20 protein-coding genes are annotated in these 24,912 nt (G+C 62.2%); 11 read left to right on the forward strand and 9 right to left on the reverse strand.

Annotated features, from left to right (window positions below):
- The first annotated feature begins 17 nt into the window (after positions 1-17).
- Both rssB and rssC read left to right on the forward strand, forming a co-directional pair.
- Positions 18-1,202, forward strand: a complete 1,185-nt coding sequence (gene rssB, locus CAG22_RS20830) for a two-component system response regulator RssB (RefSeq protein ID WP_015269551.1) — start codon at positions 18-20, stop codon at positions 1,200-1,202.
- Entirely contained in the window at positions 1,199-1,681 is a 483-nt protein-coding gene (gene rssC / locus CAG22_RS20835; RefSeq protein WP_013971741.1) for an anti-sigma factor antagonist RssC, read from the forward strand. The genes rssB and rssC overlap by 4 nt, the downstream gene beginning before the upstream one ends.
- A gap of 138 nt (positions 1,682-1,819) precedes the next feature.
- Here the strand turns inward: rssC and CAG22_RS20840 are convergent, their stop codons facing one another.
- From CAG22_RS20840 to dusA, 3 genes are all read right to left on the reverse strand, one after another.
- The gene (locus tag CAG22_RS20840; RefSeq protein WP_085706062.1) at positions 1,820-3,670 is read right to left on the reverse strand and encodes an alkaline phosphatase D family protein; all 1,851 of its coding nucleotides are present in this window, start codon (positions 3,668-3,670) and stop codon (positions 1,820-1,822) included.
- A 220-nt stretch (positions 3,671-3,890) separates the two neighbouring features.
- Positions 3,891-4,817: a transaldolase gene (gene tal / locus CAG22_RS20845; protein ID WP_085589466.1), complete on the reverse strand. Its 927-nt coding sequence runs from the start codon at positions 4,815-4,817 to the stop codon at positions 3,891-3,893.
- 295 nt (positions 4,818-5,112) lie between these two features.
- Positions 5,113-6,123: a tRNA dihydrouridine(20/20a) synthase DusA gene (gene dusA, locus CAG22_RS20850; protein WP_085706063.1), complete on the reverse strand. Its 1,011-nt coding sequence runs from the start codon at positions 6,121-6,123 to the stop codon at positions 5,113-5,115.
- 423 nt (positions 6,124-6,546) lie between these two features.
- On the opposite strand from dusA, the gene CAG22_RS20855 reads away from it, so the two are divergent.
- Positions 6,547-6,975, forward strand: a complete 429-nt coding sequence (locus CAG22_RS20855; protein WP_085706087.1) for a LexA family transcriptional regulator — start codon at positions 6,547-6,549, stop codon at positions 6,973-6,975.
- Between the two features lie 376 nt (positions 6,976-7,351).
- On the opposite strand, the gene CAG22_RS20860 is transcribed toward CAG22_RS20855, so the two are convergent.
- Together CAG22_RS20860 and CAG22_RS20865 are read right to left on the reverse strand one after the other, a co-directional pair.
- A complete protein-coding gene (locus CAG22_RS20860) occupies positions 7,352-7,924 on the reverse strand; it encodes a TetR/AcrR family transcriptional regulator (RefSeq protein ID WP_085590664.1) in 573 nt (190 codons plus the stop codon).
- 125 nt (positions 7,925-8,049) lie between these two features.
- Positions 8,050-9,507 carry an efflux transporter outer membrane subunit gene (locus CAG22_RS20865; protein WP_085706064.1) on the reverse strand — a complete coding sequence of 486 codons (1,458 nt, stop codon included), beginning with the start codon at positions 9,505-9,507 and terminating at the stop codon, positions 8,050-8,052.
- A 95-nt stretch (positions 9,508-9,602) separates the two neighbouring features.
- Here CAG22_RS20865 and CAG22_RS20870 point away from each other — a divergent pair, with 95 nt between their 5' ends.
- The 8 genes from CAG22_RS20870 to CAG22_RS20905 all read left to right on the forward strand — a co-directional run bounded on the left by CAG22_RS20870 (position 9,603) and on the right by CAG22_RS20905 (position 19,429).
- Positions 9,603-10,220, forward strand: a complete 618-nt coding sequence (locus CAG22_RS20870; RefSeq protein ID WP_085590660.1) for a TetR/AcrR family transcriptional regulator — start codon at positions 9,603-9,605, stop codon at positions 10,218-10,220.
- A 74-nt stretch (positions 10,221-10,294) separates the two neighbouring features.
- Entirely contained in the window at positions 10,295-11,410 is a 1,116-nt protein-coding gene (locus CAG22_RS20875; RefSeq protein ID WP_085590658.1) for an efflux RND transporter periplasmic adaptor subunit, read from the forward strand.
- Positions 11,407-14,538 carry an efflux RND transporter permease subunit gene (locus CAG22_RS20880; protein WP_085590656.1) on the forward strand — a complete coding sequence of 1,044 codons (3,132 nt, stop codon included), beginning with the start codon at positions 11,407-11,409 and terminating at the stop codon, positions 14,536-14,538. The genes CAG22_RS20875 and CAG22_RS20880 overlap by 4 nt, the downstream gene beginning before the upstream one ends.
- Positions 14,539-14,553: 15 nt before the next feature.
- On the forward strand, positions 14,554-15,360 hold the full coding sequence (locus CAG22_RS20885; protein WP_085590654.1) for an oxidoreductase: 807 nt from the start codon (positions 14,554-14,556) through the stop codon (positions 15,358-15,360).
- Positions 15,361-15,421: 61 nt separating this feature from the next.
- The gene (locus tag CAG22_RS20890) at positions 15,422-16,900 is read left to right on the forward strand and encodes an MFS transporter (RefSeq protein WP_085706065.1); all 1,479 of its coding nucleotides are present in this window, start codon (positions 15,422-15,424) and stop codon (positions 16,898-16,900) included.
- Between the two features lie 31 nt (positions 16,901-16,931).
- A complete protein-coding gene (locus CAG22_RS20895; RefSeq protein WP_085706066.1) occupies positions 16,932-17,477 on the forward strand; it encodes a PaaI family thioesterase in 546 nt (181 codons plus the stop codon).
- A 102-nt stretch (positions 17,478-17,579) separates the two neighbouring features.
- Positions 17,580-18,863: a beta-ketoacyl-ACP synthase II gene (gene fabF / locus CAG22_RS20900; protein WP_085706067.1), complete on the forward strand. Its 1,284-nt coding sequence runs from the start codon at positions 17,580-17,582 to the stop codon at positions 18,861-18,863.
- A 2-nt stretch (positions 18,864-18,865) separates the two neighbouring features.
- The gene (locus CAG22_RS20905) at positions 18,866-19,429 is read left to right on the forward strand and encodes a TetR/AcrR family transcriptional regulator (protein WP_085706068.1); all 564 of its coding nucleotides are present in this window, start codon (positions 18,866-18,868) and stop codon (positions 19,427-19,429) included.
- Positions 19,430-19,773: 344 nt separating this feature from the next.
- On the opposite strand, the gene CAG22_RS20910 is transcribed toward CAG22_RS20905, so the two are convergent.
- From CAG22_RS20910 to CAG22_RS20925, 4 genes are read right to left on the reverse strand one after another with little or no spacing between them, the layout of a single operon-like run.
- Entirely contained in the window at positions 19,774-20,181 is a 408-nt protein-coding gene (locus CAG22_RS20910) for a TetR family transcriptional regulator (RefSeq protein WP_085706069.1), read from the reverse strand.
- Complete coding sequence (locus CAG22_RS20915; RefSeq protein WP_085706070.1) at positions 20,178-22,067, reverse strand: integrase; 1,890 nt, start codon at positions 22,065-22,067, stop codon at positions 20,178-20,180. The genes CAG22_RS20910 and CAG22_RS20915 overlap by 4 nt, the downstream gene beginning before the upstream one ends.
- Positions 22,064-23,740, reverse strand: a complete 1,677-nt coding sequence (locus CAG22_RS20920; protein WP_085706071.1) for a hypothetical protein — start codon at positions 23,738-23,740, stop codon at positions 22,064-22,066. The genes CAG22_RS20915 and CAG22_RS20920 overlap by 4 nt, the downstream gene beginning before the upstream one ends.
- Entirely contained in the window at positions 23,715-24,884 is a 1,170-nt protein-coding gene (locus tag CAG22_RS20925) for a tyrosine-type recombinase/integrase (protein ID WP_085590784.1), read from the reverse strand. The genes CAG22_RS20920 and CAG22_RS20925 overlap by 26 nt, the downstream gene beginning before the upstream one ends.
- Positions 24,885-24,912: the final 28 nt, after the last annotated feature.

The raw sequence follows: 24,912 nt of genomic DNA on the forward strand, positions 1-24,912 counted from the left end.
CGGCGCCGTTCGCCCACATGCAGAAAACCAGTGCAACGCTGCTGATCATCGATGACGACGACGTGGTCCGTGCAAGCCTCGCCGCCTATCTTGAAGACAGTGGCTTCAGCGTCCTCCAGGCCGGCAATGGCCAGCAGGGGCTTCAGGTCTTCGAAGAACACCAGCCCGACCTCGTGATCTGCGATCTGCGCATGCCGCAGATGGGCGGCCTCGAACTGATCCGCCAGGTCAGCGAGCGCGCCCCGCAGTTGCCGGTGATCGTGGTGTCCGGTGCCGGCGTCATGAGCGATGCGGTGGAAGCGTTGCGCCTGGGCGCTGCCGACTACCTGATCAAGCCGCTGGAAGACTTGGCCGTGCTCGAGCATTCGGTGCGCCGCGCCCTCGACCGCTCGCGCCTGGTGCTGGAAAACCAGCGCTACCGCGACAAGCTCGAAGCCGCCAACCGCGAACTGGAGGCCAGCCTGCACCTGCTGCAGGAGGACCAGACCGCCGGTCGCCAGGTGCAGATGAACATGCTGCCGGAAAGCCCTTGGGTGGCCGGCGAGTTCGCCTTCGAGCACCAGATCATCCCGTCGCTATACCTGTCGGGTGATTTTGCCGATTACTTCCGGGTGGACGAACGGCGCATCGCTTTCTATCTCGCCGACGTCTCCGGGCATGGCGCGTCGTCAGCGTTCGTCACCGTGCTGCTGAAGTTCATGACCACGCGGCTGTTGTTCGAATTCAAGCGCGGCAGCAAGATGCGCGAGTTCAAACCCTCGCAGGTGCTCAGCCACATCAACCGCGGGCTGATCAACTGCAAGCTGGGCAAGCACGTGACCATGGTTGGCGGGGTGATCGATGAAGACACCGGCCTGCTGACTTACGCCGTTGGCGGCCATCTGCCGCTGCCGGTGCTGCACACCCCCGAGCACACCCGCTACCTGGAAGGCCGCGGCCTGCCGGTGGGGCTGTTCGACGAGGCCACCTACCAGGACCTGGTGGTGGAGCTGCCGCCGCAGTTCAGCCTCAGCCTGATGTCCGATGGCATTCTGGACCTTTTGCCGGGTGACACGCTCAAAGATAAAGAAACCGCCCTGCCGGAAATCGTCAGGGCAGCAGGTGGCAGCCTGGATGGGCTGCGTCAACGATTTGGATTGGCTACGCTTGGGGAGATGCCGGATGATATCGCCCTATTGGTGTTGAGCAGGAACCTTCAATGAGTACCGGTAGAATCCAGTTCGCCGAGCAGAGCGGTACCTTCGTCCTGAAATTCGTCGGTGAAGTGCGCCTGACCCTGTGTTCGGCGCTGGATGCGACGATCGAGAAGATTTTCACCGCGTTGAACTTCTCGGCGATTGTCATCGACCTGACCGAAACCGAGAGCATCGACAGCACTACCCTGGGCCTGCTGGCCAAGCTGTCGATCCTGTCGCGCCAGAAGGTGGGCCTGTTGCCGACCGTGGTCACCACCAACCCGGACATTTCCCGGTTGTTGCAGTCGATGGGCTTCGATCAGGTGTTCAACATCGTCGATCGGCCGATCCCGTGCCCGGAATGCCTGACCGACCTGCCGTCCCAGGACCAGAACGAAGACGTGGTGCGCTCGAAGGTGCTGGAGGCGCACAAGATCCTCATGGGCCTGAACGACTCTAACCGCGAAGCCTTCCATGACCTGGTCAATGCGCTGGAGCGGACCTGATCTTCAGCCTGTACCGGCCTCTTCGCGGGCACGTCCGCTCCTACAAGTACTGCGCTGCATTCGAAACCTGTGGTGATCCTGTGGGAGCGGGCATGCCCGCGAAGAGGCCGGCAAGGCCAACAAGCATTACCTGCCTGATCACCCCCGCCGCGCAAACTCGGTAGCCTCACCCCCACCCGCATCCAGCTGATACACCCGCGCCGGCCGTCCCTGTTCATCGAAGAACACCTGCCCCAACCCCGCGCCATTCCACAACCGCTCGCCAGCCTTGCTATGGCTGGGCGTACGCGGCACCACCTCCATTTCCCGCCGTTTGGTAAACCAGTTGAGCGGCGAGCGTGGCGCATACAGCCAGCGGTTGAGCCGGTCGAGCACATCCAGCAAGCGCCGCGGGAATTCGTTCTTGATCCCGCTGCTGGTCACCTGCCACAAGTGCGGGCTGCGCTGGCGGTGGCGGATCAGCACTTCATAGACGAACGAGTAATGCACGTCGCCGGACAGCACCACGTAGTGCCCCGGCGTGCGCGAGTGGCGGAAGATGTTGAGGATGACCTGCGCTGCACCGCGATGGGCCATCCAGTTCTCGGCATCCACCAGCAGCGGGTAGCCCAGCCAGCTGAACAGCTTCTGCACCGTCTCTATCAGCTTCACGCCAAAAATCGGCGCAGGCGACACGATGATCGCCGACGGGTGGTCCAGCAATGCTTGCTGCAACTCGCTCAGCGCCTCCCAGTCGAGCAGGCCGGACGGCTTGGCCAGGCTGCTTTCGCTGCGCCAGCGGCGGGTGCGGGTGTCCAGCACCAGCAAGGGTGGGTTGGTGGGCAGGCTGAACTGCCAGCCCTGGAAGCGCAGCAGTGCGCCGATCAGCTCATCCTGGGTCTGGCTGTTCAACGCCTGGCATTGCCCGACCAGGGGCTTGCAACCCTGCGGGTCGTTACCCCAGGCCTGGCACAGCAGGTAGCCGAGCAGGGCATTGCCGATGATGCGCCGCGAGAAGGGGTGGCCGTAGGCGGTTTCTTCCCACAGCGCCGAGAGGTTCCAGTCGTCGGTGATGTCGTGGTCGTCGAAGATCATCAGGCACGGCAGGTGGGCCATCACTCGCGCTACCTGGCCGAGGTTGTCGGCAAACGCCTGGATCAGCGGCAGCTCCTGCCGGTAACGGGCCTGGCGCGGTGCGGTGAGCCCGTTGGGCATGTCCAGGTTCACCAGTTGCCAGGGCACCGGTGACCACACCAGCAGGTACATGGCCATGACCTCGGCGAAGGTCACCAGATGGTTGTCGGCGTTGCTGGACGAGAAGATCGGCTTGCGCTTGCCGCCGAAAAAGCGCTCGCGCAGGGTTTCGTTGCGTTCCTGGGCCGGCAGCAGGTCGGCGCGGTGGTAATAGCAGGCCGGGTGCTGGTACAGCGCCTGGCTGTCGGGCACCACCGCGCCCTCCAGTTGCTCGTCGAACAGGCCCAGGCGCGCAATCAGGCTGTGGATGGCGCGCAGCATCGGGCCGGCGACGTCGTCGGCATAGACCTGGTCGCCGGTCATCAGCAGCACGGCGGGGCGGTCCGCGGGGCTTTCGCAGGCCTGCAGCAGGCGGTCGGCGCAGAGCAGGCCATCGGCGGCCGGAAAATGTGGCTTGCGGCAGGAGCCGTGCAGCAGGTGGTCGAGCCGATCGCGCAGCACCAGGCTTGGGCGCCGGGCGCCGGGGTAGAGCAGGTGCGGCGCCCAGCCGGCGATGCCCTGGCCGTTGATGAGCAGGTCATAGTCGAGCAGCTGGTTGCAGGGCAGCGGCTGGGCGAAGTGGATGTCCAGCAGATGGATGAAGGCGTGTTGGCCCACCGCCACCACCAGGCAATCGACCTGGGCCTCGCTTGCCGGGAAGATGAATTCGGGTTGCAGCGGTTGCGTGGCGACCAGCCAGATGGCCAGGCGCTGAGGTTCCAGGCGGCGCAGTACCGGGCCGGCGAGTACGAGGGGCAATGGGGTAGAGGAGGTCATCGACAGCTCTGAGGGCTAACCGGCCCTATCGCCGGCAAGCCAGCTCCCACAGGTACAGCGCTGATCTCGAAGGCTGTGCAGTAACTGTGGGAGCTGGCTTGCCGGCGATAGGGCCATTGAATTCAACAAACTGCTAAAGCCCGGCACTTGATGGGGGCCAGACGAAAAACGGGCGGAAAATGCTGAACACTTCCCGCCCGTCAGGCAATCCCGAAATGTATCAGGCCTTTTCAGCCATCAACTTCTCCAGCTTCTCCTGGTCCCGCGCGAACTGGCGAATGCCCTCGGCCAGTTTCTCGGTACCCATGGCATCTTCGTTCATGGCCCAGCGGAACTGGCTTTCGTTCAGCTGTTGCTTGGGCTCGCCGGCATTGCCCGGCTTCAGCACTTGCGGCAGGCTGCCCTGGTCGTCGCTGAGCTGCTGCAGCAGCTCTGGGCTGATGGTCAGGCGGTCGCAGCCGGCCAGCTGCTCGATCTGGCCGATATTGCGGAAGCTGGCGCCCATGACCACCGTGTTGTAGCCGTTGGCCTTGTAGTAGTTGTAGATGCGAGTGACCGACTGCACGCCCGGGTCTTCGGCACCCACGTATTCCTTGCCGGTGCTCTTCTTGTACCAGTCGTAGATACGGCCCACGAACGGCGAAATCAGGAACACCCCGGCATCGGCGCAGGCCTGGGCCTGGGCGAAGGAGAACAGCAGGGTGAGGTTGGTCTGGATGCCTTCCTTCTCCAGCTTTTCGGCGGCGCGGATGCCTTCCCAGGTGGAGGCCAGCTTGATCAGCACGCGGTCGCGGCCAATGCCAGCGGCTTCGTACAGCTCGATCAGCTTGCGTGCCTTGGCCAGCAGCGCGGGTTCATCGAACGACAGGCGGGCATCGACCTCGGTGGAGATACGCCCCGGGATGACCTTGAGGATGCCCGAGCCCACGGCCACTGCGAACTTGTCGCAGGCCAGGTCGACATTACCCTTGGCATCGGCCTTTACCTGCTTGAGCAGATCGGCGTAACCAGGGATGGCCGCAGCCTTGAGCAGCAGCGACGGGTTGGTGGTGGCATCGACCGGTTTCAGGCGGGTGATGGCGTCCAGGTCCCCGGTGTCGGCGACCACGGTGGTGAACTGCTTGAGTTGTTCCAGCTTGGAGGTCATGGGCGTGCTCTGTCCTGTGCAATGACTCGACATTACCCGAGCCCCGACGGCCACTCAAGGGCTCGCGAAGCGCGGTGCGAAAGGTGAGGTTTCGAGTCGCAAGCGGCCCCGAGGTTCCGTATGCACACGTCTGAAGCTGTCGCGACCCCTTGTAGGAGCGGCCTTGTGTCGCGAAAGGGCTGCAAAGCAGCCCCAGGGCTTCGCCGCTGATGCACAAATTGCCGGGGCTGCTTTGCAGCCCTTTCGCGACACAAGGCCGCTCCTACACCCGACCGCGTCAGATGCTCGGGCCGGGTTACCGCCCCTGCAACAACTCCACCGCCTGGTCGAACACCGCCAGCGGCTCCGCCGCCTTGTGGATATCCGCCGACAGCAACTGGCGGAAGCGCCGCGCCCCCTTGAACCCTTGGGCCAGCCCCAGAATATGCCGGGTAACGTGGTGCATCGCGCCACCACTTTCCATGTGCGCGACGATATAAGGCCGCAACTGCGCCAGCGCCTCGCTGCGGCTGACCACCGCCGCCTCGCTGCCGAACAGCTGCTGGTCCACCTCGGCCAACAGGTAAGGGTTGTGGTACGCCTCGCGCCCCAGCATCACCCCATCGAAGGTTTCAAGGTGTGCCTGGCACTCGTCCAGGGTCTTGATCCCGCCGTTGAGCACGATCTCCAGGTCCGGGAAGTCCGCCTTCAACTGCGCCGCCACGTCATAGCGCAGCGGCGGAATCTCACGGTTCTCCTTCGGCGACAAACCTTCCAGGATCGCGATGCGCGCATGCACGGTAAAGCTCCGGCAACCTGCCTCGCGCACCTGGCCGACGAAGTCGCATAGCTCGGCGTAGCTGTCGCGGCCATTGATGCCGATGCGGTGCTTGACCGTCACCGGGGTCGACACCGCGTCACGCATGGCTTTCACGCAATCGGCCACCAGCGCCGGGTGGGCCATCAGACAGGCGCCGATCATGTTGTTCTGCACCCGGTCGCTCGGGCAGCCGACGTTGAGGTTGACCTCGTCGTAGCCAGCCTCCTCGGCCAGGCGGGCACAGGCGGCCAGGTCGGCCGGCACACTGCCGCCCAGTTGCAGCGCCAGCGGGTGCTCGGAGACGTCGTGGCGCAGGAAACGGTGGGCGTCGTTGTGCAGCAGGGCACCGGTGGTGACCATTTCGGTGTACAGCAGGGTGTTTTTGGAAAACAGGCGCAGGAAGAAGCGACAGTGGCGGTCTGTCCAGTCCATCATAGGTGCAACGCTGAAGCGACGGGAAGGCTCAGGGCGCGTGGTTGCTGGGTTAGAGCCTGGGTTTGTGGTCATATCGTTCAACGTGTCTTGTACCAAATTCAGCAATTTCGAGGGTGTTTGTAGCAAACCGAGGGCGCGACGTAGCAAAAGTCGGCGGCAGGAGATCGGTGATTGCCAGGGCAGGCGGCTAGTTTACCAAGAGTGCAGGGCATGCGTCTGGACTCGATCTATACGCAGACCTGCAGCCTTCTGCCGGATCAACTTGACCCGCGTGACTGCGCGACGTTATAGCGGTTGATACGTTCATTGGTCATATCCATTGATCACCAGGTCTAGGGCCAGCTGGTTGAGGTAGACATCCATTGCCTCGTAGAACGATTACTTTCCGCACCTACCAACCCTCTCACGTTTATCGGGATCCTCTTGCTCCGACATTGACCGCAGCGTGATCTATCAGTTAACTGTATGTTTATACAGTTTGCCGAGCCGTCCATCATGTCCATCACATTTCTAGGAGCGCCAATCGGTGGCCCCACGCAGTTGCCGGTGTATTCGTTCCGCGTGCCTGCAGGCTTTCCTTCGCCGGCGGCGGATCACCTCGAGCGGCACATTTCCCTGGACGAGCTATTTGATCTCCGGGCGCCGCATAGGTACCTGGTGCAGGTTGAGGGCGATAGCATGCAGGGCGCCGGCATTTATTCCGGGGATTTACTGATCGTAGACCGTAGTCGCGATGCCGAGCACGGTGACATCGTAATCGCGGCCATCAATACAGAGCCGGTGTGTAAGCGGCTGTATCGGCGTAATGGTGTGGTGATCCTGCAGTCTGAAAACCCGGCCTATCCGCCGAGGTATGTTATGGAAGGTGATGACCTGGTGATCTGGGGCGTGGTCCGCTATAGCGTGCGTGACCATGCGCAGTGACCAGGTGTTCGCGTTGATCGATTGCAACGCATCCGGACCCTTACTAACCGTTAGTATTGATTTTATTCCTGTAATTCAATGTCTTACTGTTTGTAACTATTTATAGATTTTTCGAGCTCCGCATTCTACTGAATCCAGCCAATGGCAAGGATCTGCATGGCACCACACGAAATGCTGCTTCCTTAAGGCGACGATGGCTACTCACAGGCAGGATCAACGTAACGCAAGACCCCGAAAGCGGCATAGAAACCATTCATGCCCATTTTGAGGGGCATGGGCTAGCTTGCGGGGTGAGCGAGTGCAATGGCTCCCTTCTGCGGAGGGCCGTGGAATCGGTGTCCGAGTCAGCGTGGAATCCGCAATGAGGACGATGGATTTACTTCAGTTGGCTAAGCACTACACGCTGGATTTCCTCGACCCAAGGCTCGTTTCCAGCAGCCCTGCCAAGCAATTTTGCGCCTATGAGTGCGGTAAACAGGAGCAACACCTGATCTCGCGAACGGTCGAGCGAGGTCTCGCCGGCCGAAGCCTCCAGTAAGGTATCAAGCAGCAGCCTGGCACCCTGTTTATAAGCCTCGACTATTAAATTGTTATGGATAGTGGCTGCATCATGATTGAGGCCAACAATCGGACAGGTCGTTTCCTTGGCGGTTTCTGCGAGGTACCACTGCGCCAGATTTCGCAGCGCTGGAGCCGAATCTGGCGAGCTACCTGCCAGGACCGTGCTCCAGGTTTTCTGTGCCTTGAGAAAGGATCGGGCGCAGGCCTCCGCGGCCAAAGCCTCCTTCGACGAAAAGTGCTTGTAAAAGCCTCCTACAGTCAGCCCCACGGCAGCCATAACGTCGCCTACGCTCACACCTGAGTAGCCATGCTTGCGGAACAGGCTTGATGCCGTTTCGACAATCCTTTCTCGCGTAGCTTCAGCCTTGGTGCGGGTGGACAGCCTCATATGCTTATTTCCTCTTGGTATGGCCTTCCTGAGAAAATTGGCTCGCCTGTTAAAGGGGGCGCCCGGGCGGTTTGCACTGCAGCTGTTGAGCCAACAAAGCCAGGGCGGCCGCAACTCGTTTGTTTTTATCTAGATGCCACCTCGGTAGGATGAGGAGACCAACCCCCACCCAGTGCCTTGAACGCCGCGACGGCGGCACGGGCCGATTCGGTTTGCGCCTGGGCTCTCGTATCGGAGGCGCGCAGCAAGCTCTCATCCGCTTGTAGAACTTCGATCAGGCTGACGACGCCTTGCTGGTAGGAGGCAAAGGACGCCTGTCGTGCACGGGCGAGCGAATCCACACCTTGCTCAAGCAGGCCCGCCTGCTCTTCACGCTTGACCAGGGCTGAGAAGGCATTTTCCACGTCTTCGGTGGCACGCAGGGCGGCCAGTCGGTACGCCGCCAGGCTCTCGGCTTCCCGGCCCTTGGCCAGGTCGATCTGCGCGTCGATGCGGCCGAAGTCGAACAGCCGCCAACGCAGGCCTAGCACACCGGAGGCCTGGCTGGCGCCGCTGCCGAACAGGTTGCCGGACGACATCGAGGTCGCGCTGCCGATCAGCCCGCTCAGGGAGAGCTTGGGGTAATACTCGGCGATGGCGGCGCCAATCCGTGCGTTCGCAGCGACCAGGCGGCGTTCGGCCGCAATCAGGTCGGGCCGGCGTCTGAGCAGTTCGCCCGGCGATCCCACTGCTGCAATCTGCGGGGCGAGCGGAATGGCTTTCACCTTGGCAAGTTCTGCGCGGTGCGTGCCTGGCGTTGAGCCCAGTATCACATCCAATGTGTTCATCGCCGTGTCCAGGCCCGTTTCCAGCACGGGGACGGATGCCCGCACCTGGGCAAGCGCGCCCTCGACCTGATGCACCTGCAACTCGGCTGCCAGCCCCTGGTCATGCAGCAGGTGTACGGTCGCCAGCAGCTCTTCTTGCGTCTGTACCTGCCGACGTGCAACGGCGATGCGAGCTTGTAGCCCGCGGATGATGATGTAGATATCGGCAGTCTGCGCCGCCACTGCTAGTCGTGTGGCGGCAGCGCCTGCCTTCGAAGCCTGGTAATCGGCCAGTGCCGCTTCGCGCTCACGGCGCAGTCCACCGAACACATCCAGCTCCCAACTGGCGCCTAGATTAGCTTCATAGGTGTTGCCGTAGCGGTCAAAGTCAGGTGTCGAGTTCAGTACCTGGCCCAACGGGGTCTCCACCGACTGGTAGGCTCTGGCTGCTTGGCTGCCGACAGAGCCGGATGGCACTAATGCTGCTTTTGCGGCCTCTAATCCTGCACGAGCCTGAGACACGCGGGCAGTGGCTTGGGTGAGATCGAGGTTCTGCTCAAGCGCCAGGGTCACAAAGTGGGTCAGTTGCGGGTCGCCGAACCCCGCCCACCAGGCAGCAAAGTCGGCACTGGTGCTGGCCTGCCGTCGATCGACTGCCGCCTGGCCCTGGTACTGCTGCGGCAGCGGCGTGTCCGTTTGAGCGTAGTCGGGGCCGACGGTGCAGCCGGCCGAGAGGCTGGCGAGGACGAGCAGGGCAAGCGGGCGTTTGGGTGGCATGGTTTGTTCCCGGACAGGCGACGGAGAAGATATGTGACCATATTACAGTTTGGTCACTTATTGTCTATCACCGAATCGGCCTGTAGGCTATGCCCATGAACAAGACACCTTCCCCTAAAACGGCATCCCGTGGTCCGGTCGATCACGAGGTACGCAACCAGATCGTGGTCGCGGCTACCGAACACTTTAGCCTCTATGGCTACGAGAAGACGACGGTCTCCGATCTGGCCAAGGCTATCGGTTTTTCCAAAGCCTATATCTACAAGTTTTTCGAGTCCAAGCAGGCCATCGGCGAGGCAATCTGTTCGAACTGTCTGGGCCAGATCGAAGCCGAAGTCAGGGCCGCCGTCGATGAGGCCGAGCGCCCGCCGGAGAAGCTGCGGCGCATGTTCAAGGCGCTGGTCGAGTCGAGCCTGCGGCTGTTCTTCCAGGACCGTAAGCTCTACGAAATCGCCGCTTCTGCGGCGACCGAGCGCTGGTCGTCGGCACGCGCCTATGAGGGGCGCATCCAGCAGCTGATCCAAGACATCCTGCAGGAGGGACGGCAAAGCGGAGATTTCGAGCGCAAGACCCCTCTCGATGAAGCCGCGATGGCGATCCATCTGGTCATGCGCCCCTATCTCAATCCATTGCTCCTGCAGCACGGCCTCGACTACACCGACGGGGCTCCACAACTGCTGTCCAGCTTGATACTGCGTAGCCTGTCGCCCTGACAGTTGTGACTATTGACTAAATTGGTCACTAGATTCAAAGTGAGAGTCCCAACCCACTCGCCAATGGGACTCTCATGCTTTTGCGCCGCTTCACCTCATCCCTCGTCATCTGCGCATTGCCCCTTGCGCTAGTCGCCTGCGGCGAACAAGCGCCGTCCGATCCACGTACCGATGCGCCCTTGGTGCGAGTCGCCCTCGCTCAATCGGCGGCACCCGCGCCGCGCTCATTCACCGGCATCGTCGCAGCCAGGGTCCAAAGCGATCTGGGCTTTCGCGTAGCCGGCAAGGTGCTGGAGCGGCTGGTGGATACCGGACAATCGGTCAAGCGCGGCCAGGTTCTGCTGCGCCTCGACCCCGTCGACTTGAAGCTTGCCGCCCATGCGCAGCGCGAAGCGGTCGCCGCGGTGCGAGCGCGGGCGCAGCAGGCTATCGACGATGAAGCCCGCTATCGCGCGTTGCGCGGCACCGGCGCGGTATCGGCGTCGGCCTACGACCAGTACAAGGCTGCGGCGGATGCGGCGCGGGCCCAGCTCAGCGCGGCCGAGGCCCAGGCGGAAGTCGCCGGTAATGCGACACGCTACGCCGAGCTGTTGGCCGATGCCGATGGCATTGTCATGGAGACGCTGGTCGAGCCCGGTCAGGTCGTCAGTGCCGGCCAGCCCGTGGTGCGAGTGGCGCATGCCGGGCCTCGGGAAGCCGTTATCCAGCTACCGGAAACCCTGCGCCCTGCGGTCGGCTCTGTCGCCCAGGCCACACTCTTCGGCAAAGACAACATCAGCGTTGCGACCCATCTGCGCCAACTCTCGGATGTCGCCGACCGCCTGACCCGCACCTTCGAGGCGCGCTATGTGCTGGAAGGCGAACTCGCCAGAGCGCCCCTGGGTACCACCATCACCGTGCAGGTAGCGAACGGGCAGGCCGATCAGCAATTCAACCTGCAGGTACCGATCGGCGCCTTGTACGACGCGGGCAAGGGGCCGGGTGTGTGGGTCATCCGGGGAGAGCCCGCTCAGGTAGCCTGGCAGCCGGTCACTGTGCTGCACCTGGACGACGAGCATGCCCGCATCACTGGCCAGCTCAAGCAAGGCGAGCAGATCGTCGCGCTCGGGGCACACCTGCTGCGTGAAGGTCAGCACGTTCGGGTCGACGGTCAGCCAGCTGTTGCGGTGGCCGAAGGAGGCCGCCCATGAGCGACGGTCGGTTCAACCTCTCGGCGCTTGCCGTGCGCGAGCACTCCATCACCCTGTTCCTGGTCTGTCTGATCTCGCTGGCGGGGCTACTCGCCTTCTTCAAGCTGGGGCGGGCAGAGGATCCGGCCTTTACGGTCAAGGTGATGACCATAGTCACCGCCTGGCCCGGTGCCACGGCCCAGGAAATGCAGGATCAGGTCGCCGAGAAAATCGAAAAGCGCCTGCAGGAGCTGCGCTGGTACGACCGCAGCGAAACCTACACGAGACCCGGCCTGGCTTTCACCACCCTGTCGCTGCTCGATACCACGCCTCCCTCGCAAGTGCCGGAGGAGTTCTACCAAGCCCGCAAGAAGATCAGCGACGAGGCGAAGACGTTGCCGTCCGGCGTGATCGGGCCGCTGGTCAACGACGAATACTCGGACGTCACCTTCGCCCTGTTAGCGCTCAAGGCCAAGGGCGAGCCACAGCGCCTGCTGGTGCGCGACGCGGAGGCGCTGCGTCAGCGGCTGCTGCACGTGCCGGGAGTGAAGAAGGTCAACATCATCGGAGAGCAGGCCGAACGCATTTTCGTTGAGTTCTCCCATGAGCGCCTGGCAACGCTAGGGATCGGTCCGCAGGAGGTATTCGCCGCGCTCAATGCGCAGAATGCCCTGACGCCGGCCGGTTCCGTGGAGACCAAGGGGCCGCAGGTGTTCCTGCGCCTGGACGGCGCCTTCGATGAGCTGCAGAAGGTTCGCGACACGCCGGTGGTGGCCCAGGGGCGTACCCTGAAGCTGTCGGACGTCGCCACGGTCAGGCGCGGCTATGAGGACCCGGCGACCTTCCTGATTCGCAACGGTGGTGAACCGGCTTTGCTGCTGGGCATCGTCATGCGCGAAGGCTGGAACGGTCTCGACCTGGGCAAAGCCCTGAACGACGAAGTGAGTGCAATCAACGCCGAGCTGCCGCTGGGCATGAGCCTGAGCAAGGTCACCGACCAGGCCGTCAATATCAGCGCTTCGGTCGACGAGTTCATGATCAAGTTCTTCGTCGCGCTGCTAGTGGTCATGCTGGTGAGCTTTATCAGCATGGGCTGGCGGGTGGGCGTGGTGGTCGCGGTGGCCGTGCCGCTGACGCTGGCGATGGTCTTCGTGGTGATGGCGGCGACCGGCAAGAACTTCGACCGCATCACTCTGGGCTCGCTGATCCTGGCCCTGGGCCTATTGGTGGATGACGCCATCATCGCCATCGAGATGATGGTGGTAAAAATGGAAGAGGGCTACAGCCGGATCCAGGCCTCCGCCTACGCCTGGAGCCATACGGCGGCGCCGATGCTGTCTGGAACCCTGGTCACCGCTGTGGGCTTTATGCCCAACGGTTTTGCCCGCTCTACGGCCGGCGAATACACCAGCAACATGTTCTGGATCGTCGGCATCGCGCTGATCGCCTCGTGGCTGGTTGCGGTGATCTTCACGCCCTATTTCGGCGTCAAGCTGCTGCCCGAGATCAAAAAGATCGAGGGTGGGCATGAAGCCATCTACGATACCCCGCGCTACAACCGTTTTCGTCGTCTGCTGGGCCGCGTAATCGCACGCAAGTGGCTGGTCGCCGGTTCGGTGATCGGCCTTTTCGTCACGGCGATACTCGGCATGGGGTTGGTGAAGAAGCAGTTTTTCCCGATCTCCGACCGACCCGAGGTGCTGGTCGAGGTACAGATGCCCTACGGCACCTCGATCGCCCAGACCAGCGCCGCCACGGAGAAGGTCGAAGCCTGGCTGGCCCAGCAGGAAGAGGCCAAAATTGTCACGGCCTACATCGGCCAGGGCGCGCCACGCTTCTTCATGGCCATGGGGCCGGAGCTACCGGATCCGTCGTTCGCCAAGATAGTTATCCGTACCGACAATCAGGACGAGCGCGAAGCATTGAAGCATCGGCTGCGCCAGGCGATTGCCGAGGGTCTGGCCAGCGAGGCGCGGGTGCGCGTTACCCAGCTGGTGTTCGGCCCGTACTCGCCGTTCCCCGTTGCCTATCGGGTCACCGGCCCCAACCCGGACAAGCTGCGCGAAATCGCGGCGGCGGTACAGCAGGTGATGGACGCCAGCCCGATGATGCGCACGGTCAATACCGACTGGGGCACGCGCGTGCCGACGCTGCACTTCAGCCTGCAACAGGATCGCCTGCAGGCCGTGGGACTGACCTCCAGCGCCGTGGCCCAGCAACTGCAGTTTTTGCTCAGCGGTGTACCCATCACCGCCGTGCGCGAGGACATCCGCACAGTTCAGGTGATGGCACGTGCGGCTGGCGATATTCGTTTCGATCCGACCAAGGTTATGGACTTTACCCTGGCAGGTGCCAACGGGCAGCGTATCCCACTGTCGCAGGTCGGCGAGGTGGAGGTGCGTATGGAAGAGCCGATTATGCGCTGGCGCGACCGTATGCCGACTATCACCGTACGCGGCGATATCGCCGAGGGTCTGCAGCCGCCGGATGTGTCGACGGCCATTAGCCGACAATTGCAGCCCCTGATCGAGCAGCTGCCGAGCGGCTACCGTATCGAGCAGGCGGGCTCCATCGAGGAGTCGGGCAAAGCGAGCAAGGCGATGCTGCCGCTGTTCCCGATCATGCTGGCCGTCACGCTGATCATCATCATTCTGCAGGTGCGCTCGATCTCGGCGATGGTCATGGTGTTTCTGACCAGCCCATTGGGGCTGATCGGGGTGGTGCCCACGCTGATTCTGTTCCAGCAGCCATTTGGCATCAACGCACTGGTCGGGCTGATCGCGCTGTCGGGCATCCTGATGCGCAACACGCTGATCCTGATCGGGCAGATCCGCCACAACGAACAGGCAGGCCTGGACCCGTTCCGCGCGGTGGTCGAGGCTACCGTACAACGCGCCCGGCCGGTGATCCTCACCGCACTGGCGGCGATTTTGGCCTTCATCCCGCTGACCCACTCGGTGTTCTGGGGAACGCTCGCCTACACCCTAATCGGCGGCACCTTCGCCGGCACCGTGCTGACCCTGGTGTTCCTGCCGGCCATGTATTCGATCTGGTTCAAGATCAGGCCCGGCAACGGCAACGATGGCAGCCTGGCCGGCGTGGACAGGGTGCCCCCAGTGCGGCAGATGGCAGACCTTAAACTTCCCTGAACGAGAGAAACCACCATGGCGAACTCAAAAGTTGTGCTTGTTACCGGCGTGTCATCGGGTATCGGCCGCGCCGCCGCGGAGCGCTTTGCCCAACGCGGTTGCCGGGTATTCGGCAGCGTGCGCAACACTGCAAAGGCACAGCCCATAACCGGCGTCGAGCTAGTCGAGATGGATATCCGTGACGAGGCGTCGATCAGGCAGGGCGTTCAGCACATCATCGCCCAGGCCAGCCGCATCGACGTGCTGGTCAACAGCGCGGGGATGACCCTGCTCGGCGCGACGGAGGAGACTTCGATTGCTGAAGCCCAGGCGCTGTTCGACACCAACCTGTTCGGCATCCTGCGTACCACCCAGGCAGTACTGCCGCATATGCGCGAGCAAGGCGCCGGGCGCATCGTCAACGTCAGCTCGGTGCTGGGTTTCCTGCCGGCGCCGTACATGGGACTTTACTCGGCCTCCAAGCATGCCGTGGAAGGGCTGTCCGAGACCCTGGATCACGAGGTGCGCAAGTTCGGCATTCGTGTCGCCCTGGTCGAGCCGTCCTTCACCAAGACCAACCTGGACCTCAATGCGCCCCAGGCGGCTTCCAGGATCGCGGCCTACGACAGCGAGCGCGGCGTCGTTGCCCAGGCCATACAAAGGAATGTCCAGAAGGCGCCGCAGCCCGAGGGGGTCGCCTCGACCATGGTCGAGGCCGCCTTGGGGGCCTGGAAAATGCGCCATACGCCCAAGGGCGAGGCCGCCCTGCTGAGCAAGCTGCGCCGTTTCATGCCGACCGGCCCAGTCGCGAAGGGCCTGAGGAAAACGTTTGGCCTCGCCTGACATCCCGTCCGGGCGTCACATCGCATTTGAACAGACACGCATGTATTAAGCGAGAGACTCCATGAACGCCCCCGACAGCCAGACCATCATGCCCTCTCCTGCCAATAAGGCACAGGCAGCGCCGAGCACGCATACCAGCAACGCCTCACCTTGGCGGGTATTTGGGGTGGTCAGTTTGGCGGTGTTTCTGGTGTCGATGGACGGCACCATGCTGTTCGCGGCCTTCGGTTCCTTGCGAGAAGGTTTTCCTCTGGCAACTCCGGCGGATCTCTCCTGGGTGCTCAATGCTTACACGATGGTCTATGCCGCGATGCTGATCCCGTCCGGTGGCTTGGCCGACAAGCATGGGCGAAAAAAGGTGTTTCTCGGCGGCGTTGCGCTGTTCCTGGCGGCATCTACCGCCTGTGGTTTGGCAAACAACGTGGGATGGCTCGTTGCGGCAAGAGTACTGCAGGCTATCGGCGCTGCACTGCTGACACCCGCATCGCTCTCACTCGTACTGGCGGCGTTCCCGCAAAGCCAGCGCGCCGTGGCGGTCAGCCTATGGGGGGCCGTCGGTGGCCTGGCCGCGGCGGTGGGGCCCAGCCTGGGGTCGTTCGTGATCGCATCGGTCGGCTGGCAGTGGGCGTTCTACCTGAACCTGCCTGTGGGCCTGCTTGCACTGTGGCGCGGCGCAACGCTATTGACGGAAGCAACCCAGCAAGCCAGGCCCCGTCCACTGGATCTGCTGGGCATGGGCCTGCTGATTATCGGCATCGGTGCCCTGGCGCTGTCCATCGTGCAATCGGAGTCGCCTGCCTGGTCACGCCATGAACTGCTGAGCGTTGCAGGTATCGGCCTAATGGGCATCGTCGGATTTGTCGTCTGGGCACGGGTCGCCAGCGCGCCGCTGGTGGATTTGAGCTTGTTTCGCAACCCTACTTACCGCTACGTCAACCTCGCAAGCTTGAGTTTCAGCATCGCGTTTTCGATGATGTTTTTCGCTTTCTTCTTCTACATGAACTCGATTTGGCACTACTCGCTGCCACTGGCAGGCCTGGCAATTACACCTGGTCCACTGCTGGTGACTCCGGTCGCCGCTCTGTCCGGTCGGCTCGCGAGTAGGCATGGCCACCGCCCACTGCTGCTGGCGGGCTGTCTGGTCTACGCGGCCAGTGGACTGTGGTTTTTGCTGGTACCGGGAGCCGAGCCGGCGTACCTGACGCAGTGGCTGCCGGGCATGCTGCTCAGTGGGATTGGTGTGGGCATGGTAATGCCGTCGCTGTCGGGAGCTGCGGTCAGCCGCTTACCTGCGAACCAATACGCCGTGGGCGGCGCTATCAACCAGGCAATCCGGCAAATTGGTTCCGTCATGGGCGTCGTCCTCACCGTGCTGCTGCTCGGCAGTGCCGGTTTGCAACGCGTCGACTTCGATGCCGTTTACCTGTGCCATGTCGGCTTGGCGCTGTTGACCGCAGCCTTGTGCCTGCCCGTCAACACGCGGCCAGCAACCCTCGTCAAACCCAATGACTCGGACGCAAGCCGAGAAACTACCAGGTAAAAAATCTGTACCTGCCCTGTCGGAGAGATCTATGGACATCGAGCAGAAATCCTTTGTCTGGACAAGCCAGCAGTCGGACGCAATGCAGCGCATGCGCGAAGGCGGCGGCAAGCCGGGGCTCGCCCGGATGGAACAACTCGCCGGCAAGAGCGGCCGCGAAATTCTCGAAGCCATGATGTCCGGCGAGCTGCCGTACCCACCCATGAACGAGACCATGAACATGACGTTGTTGGCGGTGGAAAACGGCCGTGCCGTGTTCCAGGGCATCCCGCTGCCGCAACACTACAACCCGCTGGGCACGGTGCACGGCGGCTGGCTCGCCACATTGCTGGACTCAGCCCTGGGCTGCGCAGTGCAAACCACGCTGCCGGCCGGACGCTCCTACACCACGGCCGAACTCAGCATCAACATCGTGCGATCTGCCTCCCACAAGATCGGCCCGTTACGGGCGGTCGGCACGCTGATCCACGGCGGGCGGCAGATCGCCACGGCCGAGGCCCGTGTCGAAGACGAGACAGGCAAGCTCTATGCCCATGCGACCACTACCTGTTTCGTCTTCGACGTGCCGACGGCTTGACGGCGAAGTGCGCATGGCCGGAACCGAGCGTATAAGCGACTAGAAAGCAACCGGGCGGTGCGCGTTGCGAGGCGCCGACCCTGTGACAAGCGAGGTGAGATTATGAGTGTCCGCAATGCAGTTCGAATCGTGGTGACCGGCACAGGTGTGGTCAGCCCCCTGGGCTGCGGCACCGAGACTGTCTGGTCACGCCTGCTGGCAGGGCAGTCGGGCATTCGAGCGTTGCCCGCCAAGTTGAGCGAAGGTACTGGCTGCGCGGTGGGTGGCCGGGTCCCTACCGTGGAGGACGATCCGCATGCGGGTTTTGACCCTGAGCGAACCATCGCCACCAAGGAGCGCAAGAAGATGGATCGCTTTATCGAGTTCGCCCTGGTCGCCGCCGATGAAGCCCTGGCACAGGCTGGCTGGCAGCCGACAGACGAAGCGCAGCGACAACGAACTGCGACCATCATTGCCTCCGGTGTCGGCGGCTTCGGTGCCATCGCCGAGGCGGTTCGCACCACGGACGAACGCGGCCCGCGACGACTGTCGCCATTCACCGCACCTTCCTTTCTGGGCAACATGGCCGCCGGGCAGGTTTCCATCCGCCATGGCTTCAGCGGCCCGCTCGGGGCTCCGGTGACTGCCTGCGCGGCCGGCGCGCAAGCCATCGGCGATGCGGCCCGGCTGATCCGCAGTGGCGAAGCGGATATCGCCGTATGCGGCGGAACCGAAGCCGCGATCCATCGCGTCACGCTCGGCAGCTTCGCGGCGGCGCGTGCCCTGTCCAGCGGATTCAACGACCGGCCTCGGGAAGCATCGCGCCCGTTCGACCGCGACCGGGATGGCTTCGTCATGGCCGAGGGCGCCGGCCTGCTGGTGATCGAATCGCTGGAGCATGCCCTGGCCCGCGGCGCCCAGCCGCTGGCGGAACTGGTCGGCTACGGCACCAGCGCCGATGCCTATCACCTGACCGCCGGCCCGGAGGACGGCGACGGCGCCCGCCGGGCCATGCAGCAGGCGTTACGCCAGGCCGATATCGCGCCAAGCGAGGTGCAGCACATCAACGCCCATGCGACCTCCACGCCGGTGGGCGACCGCGGCGAACTGGCCGCCATCCGCTCGGTGTTCGGCAGCGAATCGGGCGTGGCGATCACCTCGACCAAGTCCAGTACCGGCCACCTACTGGGTGCCGCCGGTGGCGTCGAGGCCATCTTTACCGTCCTGGCGCTACGCGATCAGGTCGTCCCGCCCACGCTCAATCTCATCCATCCCGACGAAGCGGCTGAGGGGCTAGACCTGGTCGCCCTGAATGCCCGGCACATGACGATCCGTCATGCGCTGTCGAACGGTTTCGGCTTCGGCGGCGTCAACGCCAGCCTGTTGTTTCGCCGCTGGGAGTCTTGAGCATGAGCCACCTCACGCAGAAGGACAGGCGCCGTGATAAACGTCGGCGCGAGATACTGGGGGCGGCGAGCGATGTGTTCACCGCATTCGGCTACGACCTGGCGAACATGCAAGCCATTGCCGACTCCGCCGGGGTGACTAAGGCCACCCTGTATGCGCACTTCGGCGACAAGGAGCAGCTGTTCCGAGCCGTCATCGATCACTGGTTGGAGGAGCTGCCGGAGCCGAAGCTGCCGTGTCAGGCAACGGGCGGGTTGCGCGCCTGTCTGCAGGAAGCCGCAGGTGAACTGCTACAGCAAAGCACGCATCCGGCCTTTCATGCTCTCACTCATATACTGCTGCGATCCAACCGAATTCCGCAGAAGCGCTGGCGCCAACGCCATCGCCCCTACCAGGCCTATCTTGAAAGGGCTTTGTCCCAGTCCAGACGCTGCAACGATCCCAGGCAGGCCTCCATCCAGTTTCTTCTGCTGGCGGTCGGAAGCATCGATTGCAACAACCTTATGGCGGTGAACGAATCGCGCGTTAGCGCCGCAGTGGAACTGTTCGTCCAAGCCTATGCGTGAGGCAAAGATCACCCGATCCGTTGGCATTGAACGCAGCGCGTAAGGTTGCTTTAGGTAACTACCAGAGCAACCTCAAGCTGGGTAGAGATCCTAGCTAGCGATGATGATCGACTGCTTTTGGCCGATTTCTGCCCGAACTGGAAGCACCAGGTCGTTCCCTGCCAGTTTAGGATCATGAAGCATGCCGGTCAGATTCGATGCAAATGACTGGTCAGATCGAGTGCTAATGGCTGGGCAAAGGCTGTGCAACTACTCAATCTGGATCGTCGGAAAGCGCATAAATGGCGGTGCTATGGGAGCATTATCAGTAGCGGGTTTAGAGAATGACTGCTATCGGGGTTACGTCAGAATATGCACGGGGGCAGGTCGATCACCTTGGAGTCGCTCTGCTTCGCCTGTAGAAGTCGGTTCTCGGCTAGCAAAACCTCGTTGATGGAGGCAAGGCTGGCTACCTTGGCGCGCAGTCCCTCTATCTCCCGGCGAAGCGCGCGATTCTTCTCACGCTCCGCACAGAGATCTTGGTGTTTCACGTCGCGTTGGGCGCGACTGGAACGCCCTTGAGCATCGCGGATCGCCTCAGCGATTATGGGGTAGTGGTTGTGAATCAGCGCCGTCGAAACGCCCGCCTCGCGCGCCACAGAGGCGATAGTGACCTTGGATTCTCCGGTATGTGCCCGGCCACGCTGGATGCGGGCGAGCGCGAGTTGCAAATCCCGCTCACGAGCGTCCGAGGGCTTGCGTTTGGTCGTCATGCTAGGTTCATCTCCGGGGCGTATCCAAGCTGCACGAGCACGTCACGGCAACGCTGCAGGTCGCGCACGATGCGCTGGCGGCCACCGTCCCCAATGTCGTTACAATCCAGCAATCCCTTCAGGTTGTCGTAGAGACGCTGGTATACGCCAATGTGGCTGCGCCCAATTACTGCGTTGTGGCAGTCGCCGCAGCGAGTCCGCTCTAATGTGTTGCCGATGCAACGGTCGTCGCTGGCGGTGCACCAGGCGTGGCCATTGCTGCGGATCGCGGTGCTCTCGGAAATTGAGGTCACCATCGATGCATGACTCTCGAAGATGGCGAGGTTCGCCGGATCGCGCCGCCAGCGCTTGATCGAGCGACCGTAGCCTCCGGCCAGCGGTTCGTCCTCCATCCAGGTGTCAACGACGCCGAACTTGATGTCTTCGAGTTCTGCCTGGATGTCGCTGTACAACTCGATGTCGAGGTGCTGACCCCAGTCCTCGTCCATGGAGTAGCCCAGCGTCATGTCCATGGACCAGTGTGCGAAGTGCTCGCGCATGTAGCGCAAGTCGCCGAATTGGCTGTGCGCCGCGTAGTTGGCGAATTTGCGGCGGAATTGATGGCTGGCGAGGTTCCAGTCCACCCCACAGCCCTGCACGAACGCTTTGAGGGCATGGTTCCATGTAATGCCCGACAGGGTGCGAACTAAATTGCCCTTTGCAGGGCACACCCCGAGAAAGAGTGCATGGTGATGCTTATGCGCCGTGGCGATTTCTGGGTCGCGCAGATTGACCCTTCGTCGCTCGGCAATCTCGGCGGCGATCATAGCCTGATACGGCTCGGCCCAACGCTCCATCATGCGCAACACGCGCACGGCGACTTCGGGGATCATCCAGTCGTGTACCCCAGTGTCGGTCTTATCCGACCTGGAGCGCATCCAGTGATAGATCGTTCCCTCGTCGTCCTCTGTGCAGCGGTGCGCGCCCGACTGGATGTTGGCCAGTTCGTGGTTGCGGCAACCGGAGGTGCTGGCCAGCACGATGTAGCAGGCAGTCCGTAGATCAAGGATCGCCTGATTAAATGCCCCCAAGCCGCCATCCCAGCCCAAAGTGGCGAGGTGGCGGTTTTTAGCCTCTATGACTGTTCTGGTAACCTGCCTTCTCCGTTGTGCTGCGACGGCATTGAGGGCATCGCGTAAATCGAGTAGCGCCTTGCCGTGCTGAACCTGTTGATAGGCTCTCTCGAACAGGGCGCAGAACACCTCATCCGGCATCAGCGGTGTTTTGCCACCCTGTTTACGAGCCGTGCCGCTGCCGGCCAGCGCATTCGCGGAAGTATCAGGCCAGGGATGCAGAGGGATCGGATCGTGGGTGTACTGGCTCAATTCATGAAGCGCCTCGACTGCCATGAAGCGGCGCTCAAGGGCGCTCTGAGACAGCGGCTTACCCTGGTTCCGGCTCGTCTGCTTGTACGCCCGACACTCGGCAACGTAGTTCGCGCAGACCATGGGTGTCACCGCGCCGAAGTGATTGAGCTTGAGCGCGTTTAGAAACCGTAGGAAGGGCAGCGCATTCTCAAAAAAATTTCGCAAAGTGCTCGCTTTGGGGCGCTTCTGCCCCGCGCGACCGCGCCGCAGGTAGCGGTACAGCAGAGCCTTCATCACGTCCTTAAACGCACGGGGCACGCGGCTGAAGTCCTGGCGCCGCAAGTTGTCTGGCACGTTGCTGGTAAAGCCGTCCAGCTGCCAAATATCGTCGCCGTAGCGGCTGAGGATGACCCAGTGCCCCTCGACCTGGATGGCGCTCACGATGAGTGCGTCGCGATCGCTCTTGGGTAGGTCGCATATTTCCCCCGGCTGGGACTCGATGTTCGCCCAAGATAGCGTGACTAGGTTATTGCCGCTCATGCAAAGATCTCCAGCTTTTCCACCACATCGGACGACCAGAACGGGTGCGGCTCGCGGCGCGCACGCTCGCGGGCGGCTTCGACGGCCGCCGGCTTGAAAGTCCCGCGCCGCAGCCCCTCAGCTACAATGTAGTCGTCAATCAATCGAGGAATGTGCGCGTATTCCTGTGTCCAACGCCGCTTGTCTATGCGTGTGCGCTCCGTGAATACACGGAAGTAGAAGCTGAATAGGCGGTGCAGATCTTCCTCCGTCACTGCGTAATGCTTGCAGCGCAGACAGTTGAGGAACGAAAAACACGCTGCCCCTTCACGTTTCGGTGCGTACTGGCCATTCATCGGGTCGCCGCAGCGCCCCATCGGGGTGGTCTGGTAGGTCGCGCCGATGGTGCGGGTCAGTAATTCTTGAACAAGTATCTCGCCCATAAATTTCCAGTTGCGCCTCGCGTCCCCGCTAGGTGCCAAATAATTTCGCCCGGCCACCTGTGGCGTGTTGCCAAGCGCGATGGCCGTAGTCACCAGGTCGCCCCCTAGTAACTCGAAAATTCGGTTGGCGAACGTTTTGCGGAGGCGAGAGATGTTGATGCGCAGCGGTTGGCCGTCGATATCGGTAAGCCCGTGGTCGGCCACGAGTTTTTTGATCGCCAGTTTCAACGTCCCGTCAGTCAGTGCAATGACCCGGCCGGGGCCTGGGCCGCGATGCACGCGATACAGCCACACGCGATCCTTGAGTTCGTCTGGGGCCTCCGCGCACAGCGGCTCGCTGTGGGCAAGGATGCGTCGTATCAGGCGCTCGACATTGGTCTTGACGGTTGGCGTGGATTCCAACAGATGTGCAGTCGTGTTCTCGGCGCGCAGCGCCACCTTGTGGCTGGTGTGGCCGCGGCGCTTCCAAAGGACCAGGAATACGCTGTTGTCCTTGGGATGGGCGCGCAGGCAATTGCGCTCCATCTCCAGCAGCGGCGTGGAGTTTCGCCCGGTGTGCAGTGCTACAGTCAGCAGGGCATAAGCCAACAATTCGCCAGTTACTGGGATATCGTCGTGCCAGATCGGCATGACCGCTTGCCTGAGTGCGGTGGTGAACGCCTGCCGCTGACGCTTCGGCAGCGGCGTTTCGCCCTTATGCTTGCCACTGTTTGGAAACGGATTTCGTGGGAAAGTCGCATCGTCCCCCGTGGAGACTAACGAAATAAGGCTACGCTGGCCCAACGCATGAAGGACGGACTTCGCGCTGGTGTAGTGGCCCCTCTGGCTAAGGGTGCTGATGCCCAGTCCAGCGAGGTGGCCAAGAAAGCCGTCAATTACAGCGCGATTAATATCGTCCAGGGTCAGCCCGCGCCCGAGCGCGGTTGCGCGCAGTGCAATGTAGTTTAGAAAGTGACGTAAACCACCTTTACAGATACTCGCCACGGAACTGGCCTCGAGCCCGCCGTCCTGCCGGGCCAGGAAGCGTTCGATCTGCCGCTGGCAGGCATAAGTGATCGGATCAATGCCCGTGCCGTACCAAGGGGCGAAGTCGATGCCCCGGGAGCGAGTGGCATTGCGCTCGAAGGCCACTACAGTAGTGGCCGGCGGAATCGCCTCCGGGAGAACGACAACATGACCCGCCGCATCGCGGCTGTGCTCGACATGTGGGACGCTGAGGTCGGTCCTATTGAATACCTTGCGTTTGCCCATTAGACCGCTCCAGCCCTTCATTCAATTCATCGTCGTAGGCCAGCACCGCGTCGTCGGCCAGTTCGTTGACCAAGTGCAGATAAACCATCGTCGTCTGAATGGAGCTATGGCCAAGCTGCCGCTGCACGAACACCAGCGGATCCGCCCCAGCGCGGTTTCGCTGGAGCGTGACTAGGGTATGGGTGGCGTAGGTGTGTCGTAGCATGTGGGTATGGACCCTGATACCGGCTCGCTTGCCGGTTTCCCGGACGATACGTGCGACGCGCTTGCCATCATCAGAGTAGGGCTCACCAAACTGGTTCAGGAACAGCGTCTCATGTTTGGTGCGGCTCAATGATGCCCGCTCACCGCGAACCTGCACTACATAACGATGCAAATCAGCGAGGAAGCGGCGACTGATGTAGATGTCGCGTGGTTTGCTGCCCTTGGTGCGCATGCCATGACCATCGTGTGGATCGAGGCGAATCCGGATGTTGCGCTCGCGCCTACCGGCTTTATCCGGATCGAAGATGTAGGCAAGCGGGAAAGAGGCGATTTCCTCCCGGCGCAGTCCCGTCTGAAGGCCGAGCCGAATCATCATGCGGTGATGCGGATTTTCCTGCGTCGCCAGCAATGCCTTGATCTCATCCATGCTTAGAAACTTCGGAAGCGCCCGATGCTTGCGCGGCATGACGTCGTTCACCATTGCTTTGGCGCCGCCGGCATCAACGTGGGCAAGGAAGCCGAGGACGCGTTTGACCGTTCGTTCCTCATAGCCAAACGGCAGTCTGCTCACCCATCCCTGCTGCTGTGCATACTCGTAGAACTTGCACACATAGTGCAGCCGTTGACGTGTTGTTGATGAAGCCAACTTGCAATCCACCAGGGAGTAGTCCCGGTAGGCCCCTACGACACTCTTGGCCTCGCCACGTTCCACGTCGCGCCAGTCAAGGTCATGAACTTGGAGGAAACTAAAAAAGTCATACAGCGCACGCCCTGTGCTTGGCCATGACTTTCGTGACCCAATAGCGCCACGCAACAGGTAGTGGCGAAAGAATTCATTGGCCGGGACGCAACTGTCCATCGTGTCCCAAAGCAGGATCGGAAAGCCTGGATAAGGACGACCGGCAATCACCAAGTCCTCGGTAGCCCACACAAGCTCCATCAACATCCCTCCGTCTCTGACCATCCCC

The sequence above is a fragment of the Pseudomonas sp. B8(2017) genome, from assembly GCF_002113575.1.
GTDB classification, from domain to species: Bacteria; Pseudomonadota; Gammaproteobacteria; order Pseudomonadales; family Pseudomonadaceae; genus Aquipseudomonas; species Aquipseudomonas putida_Z.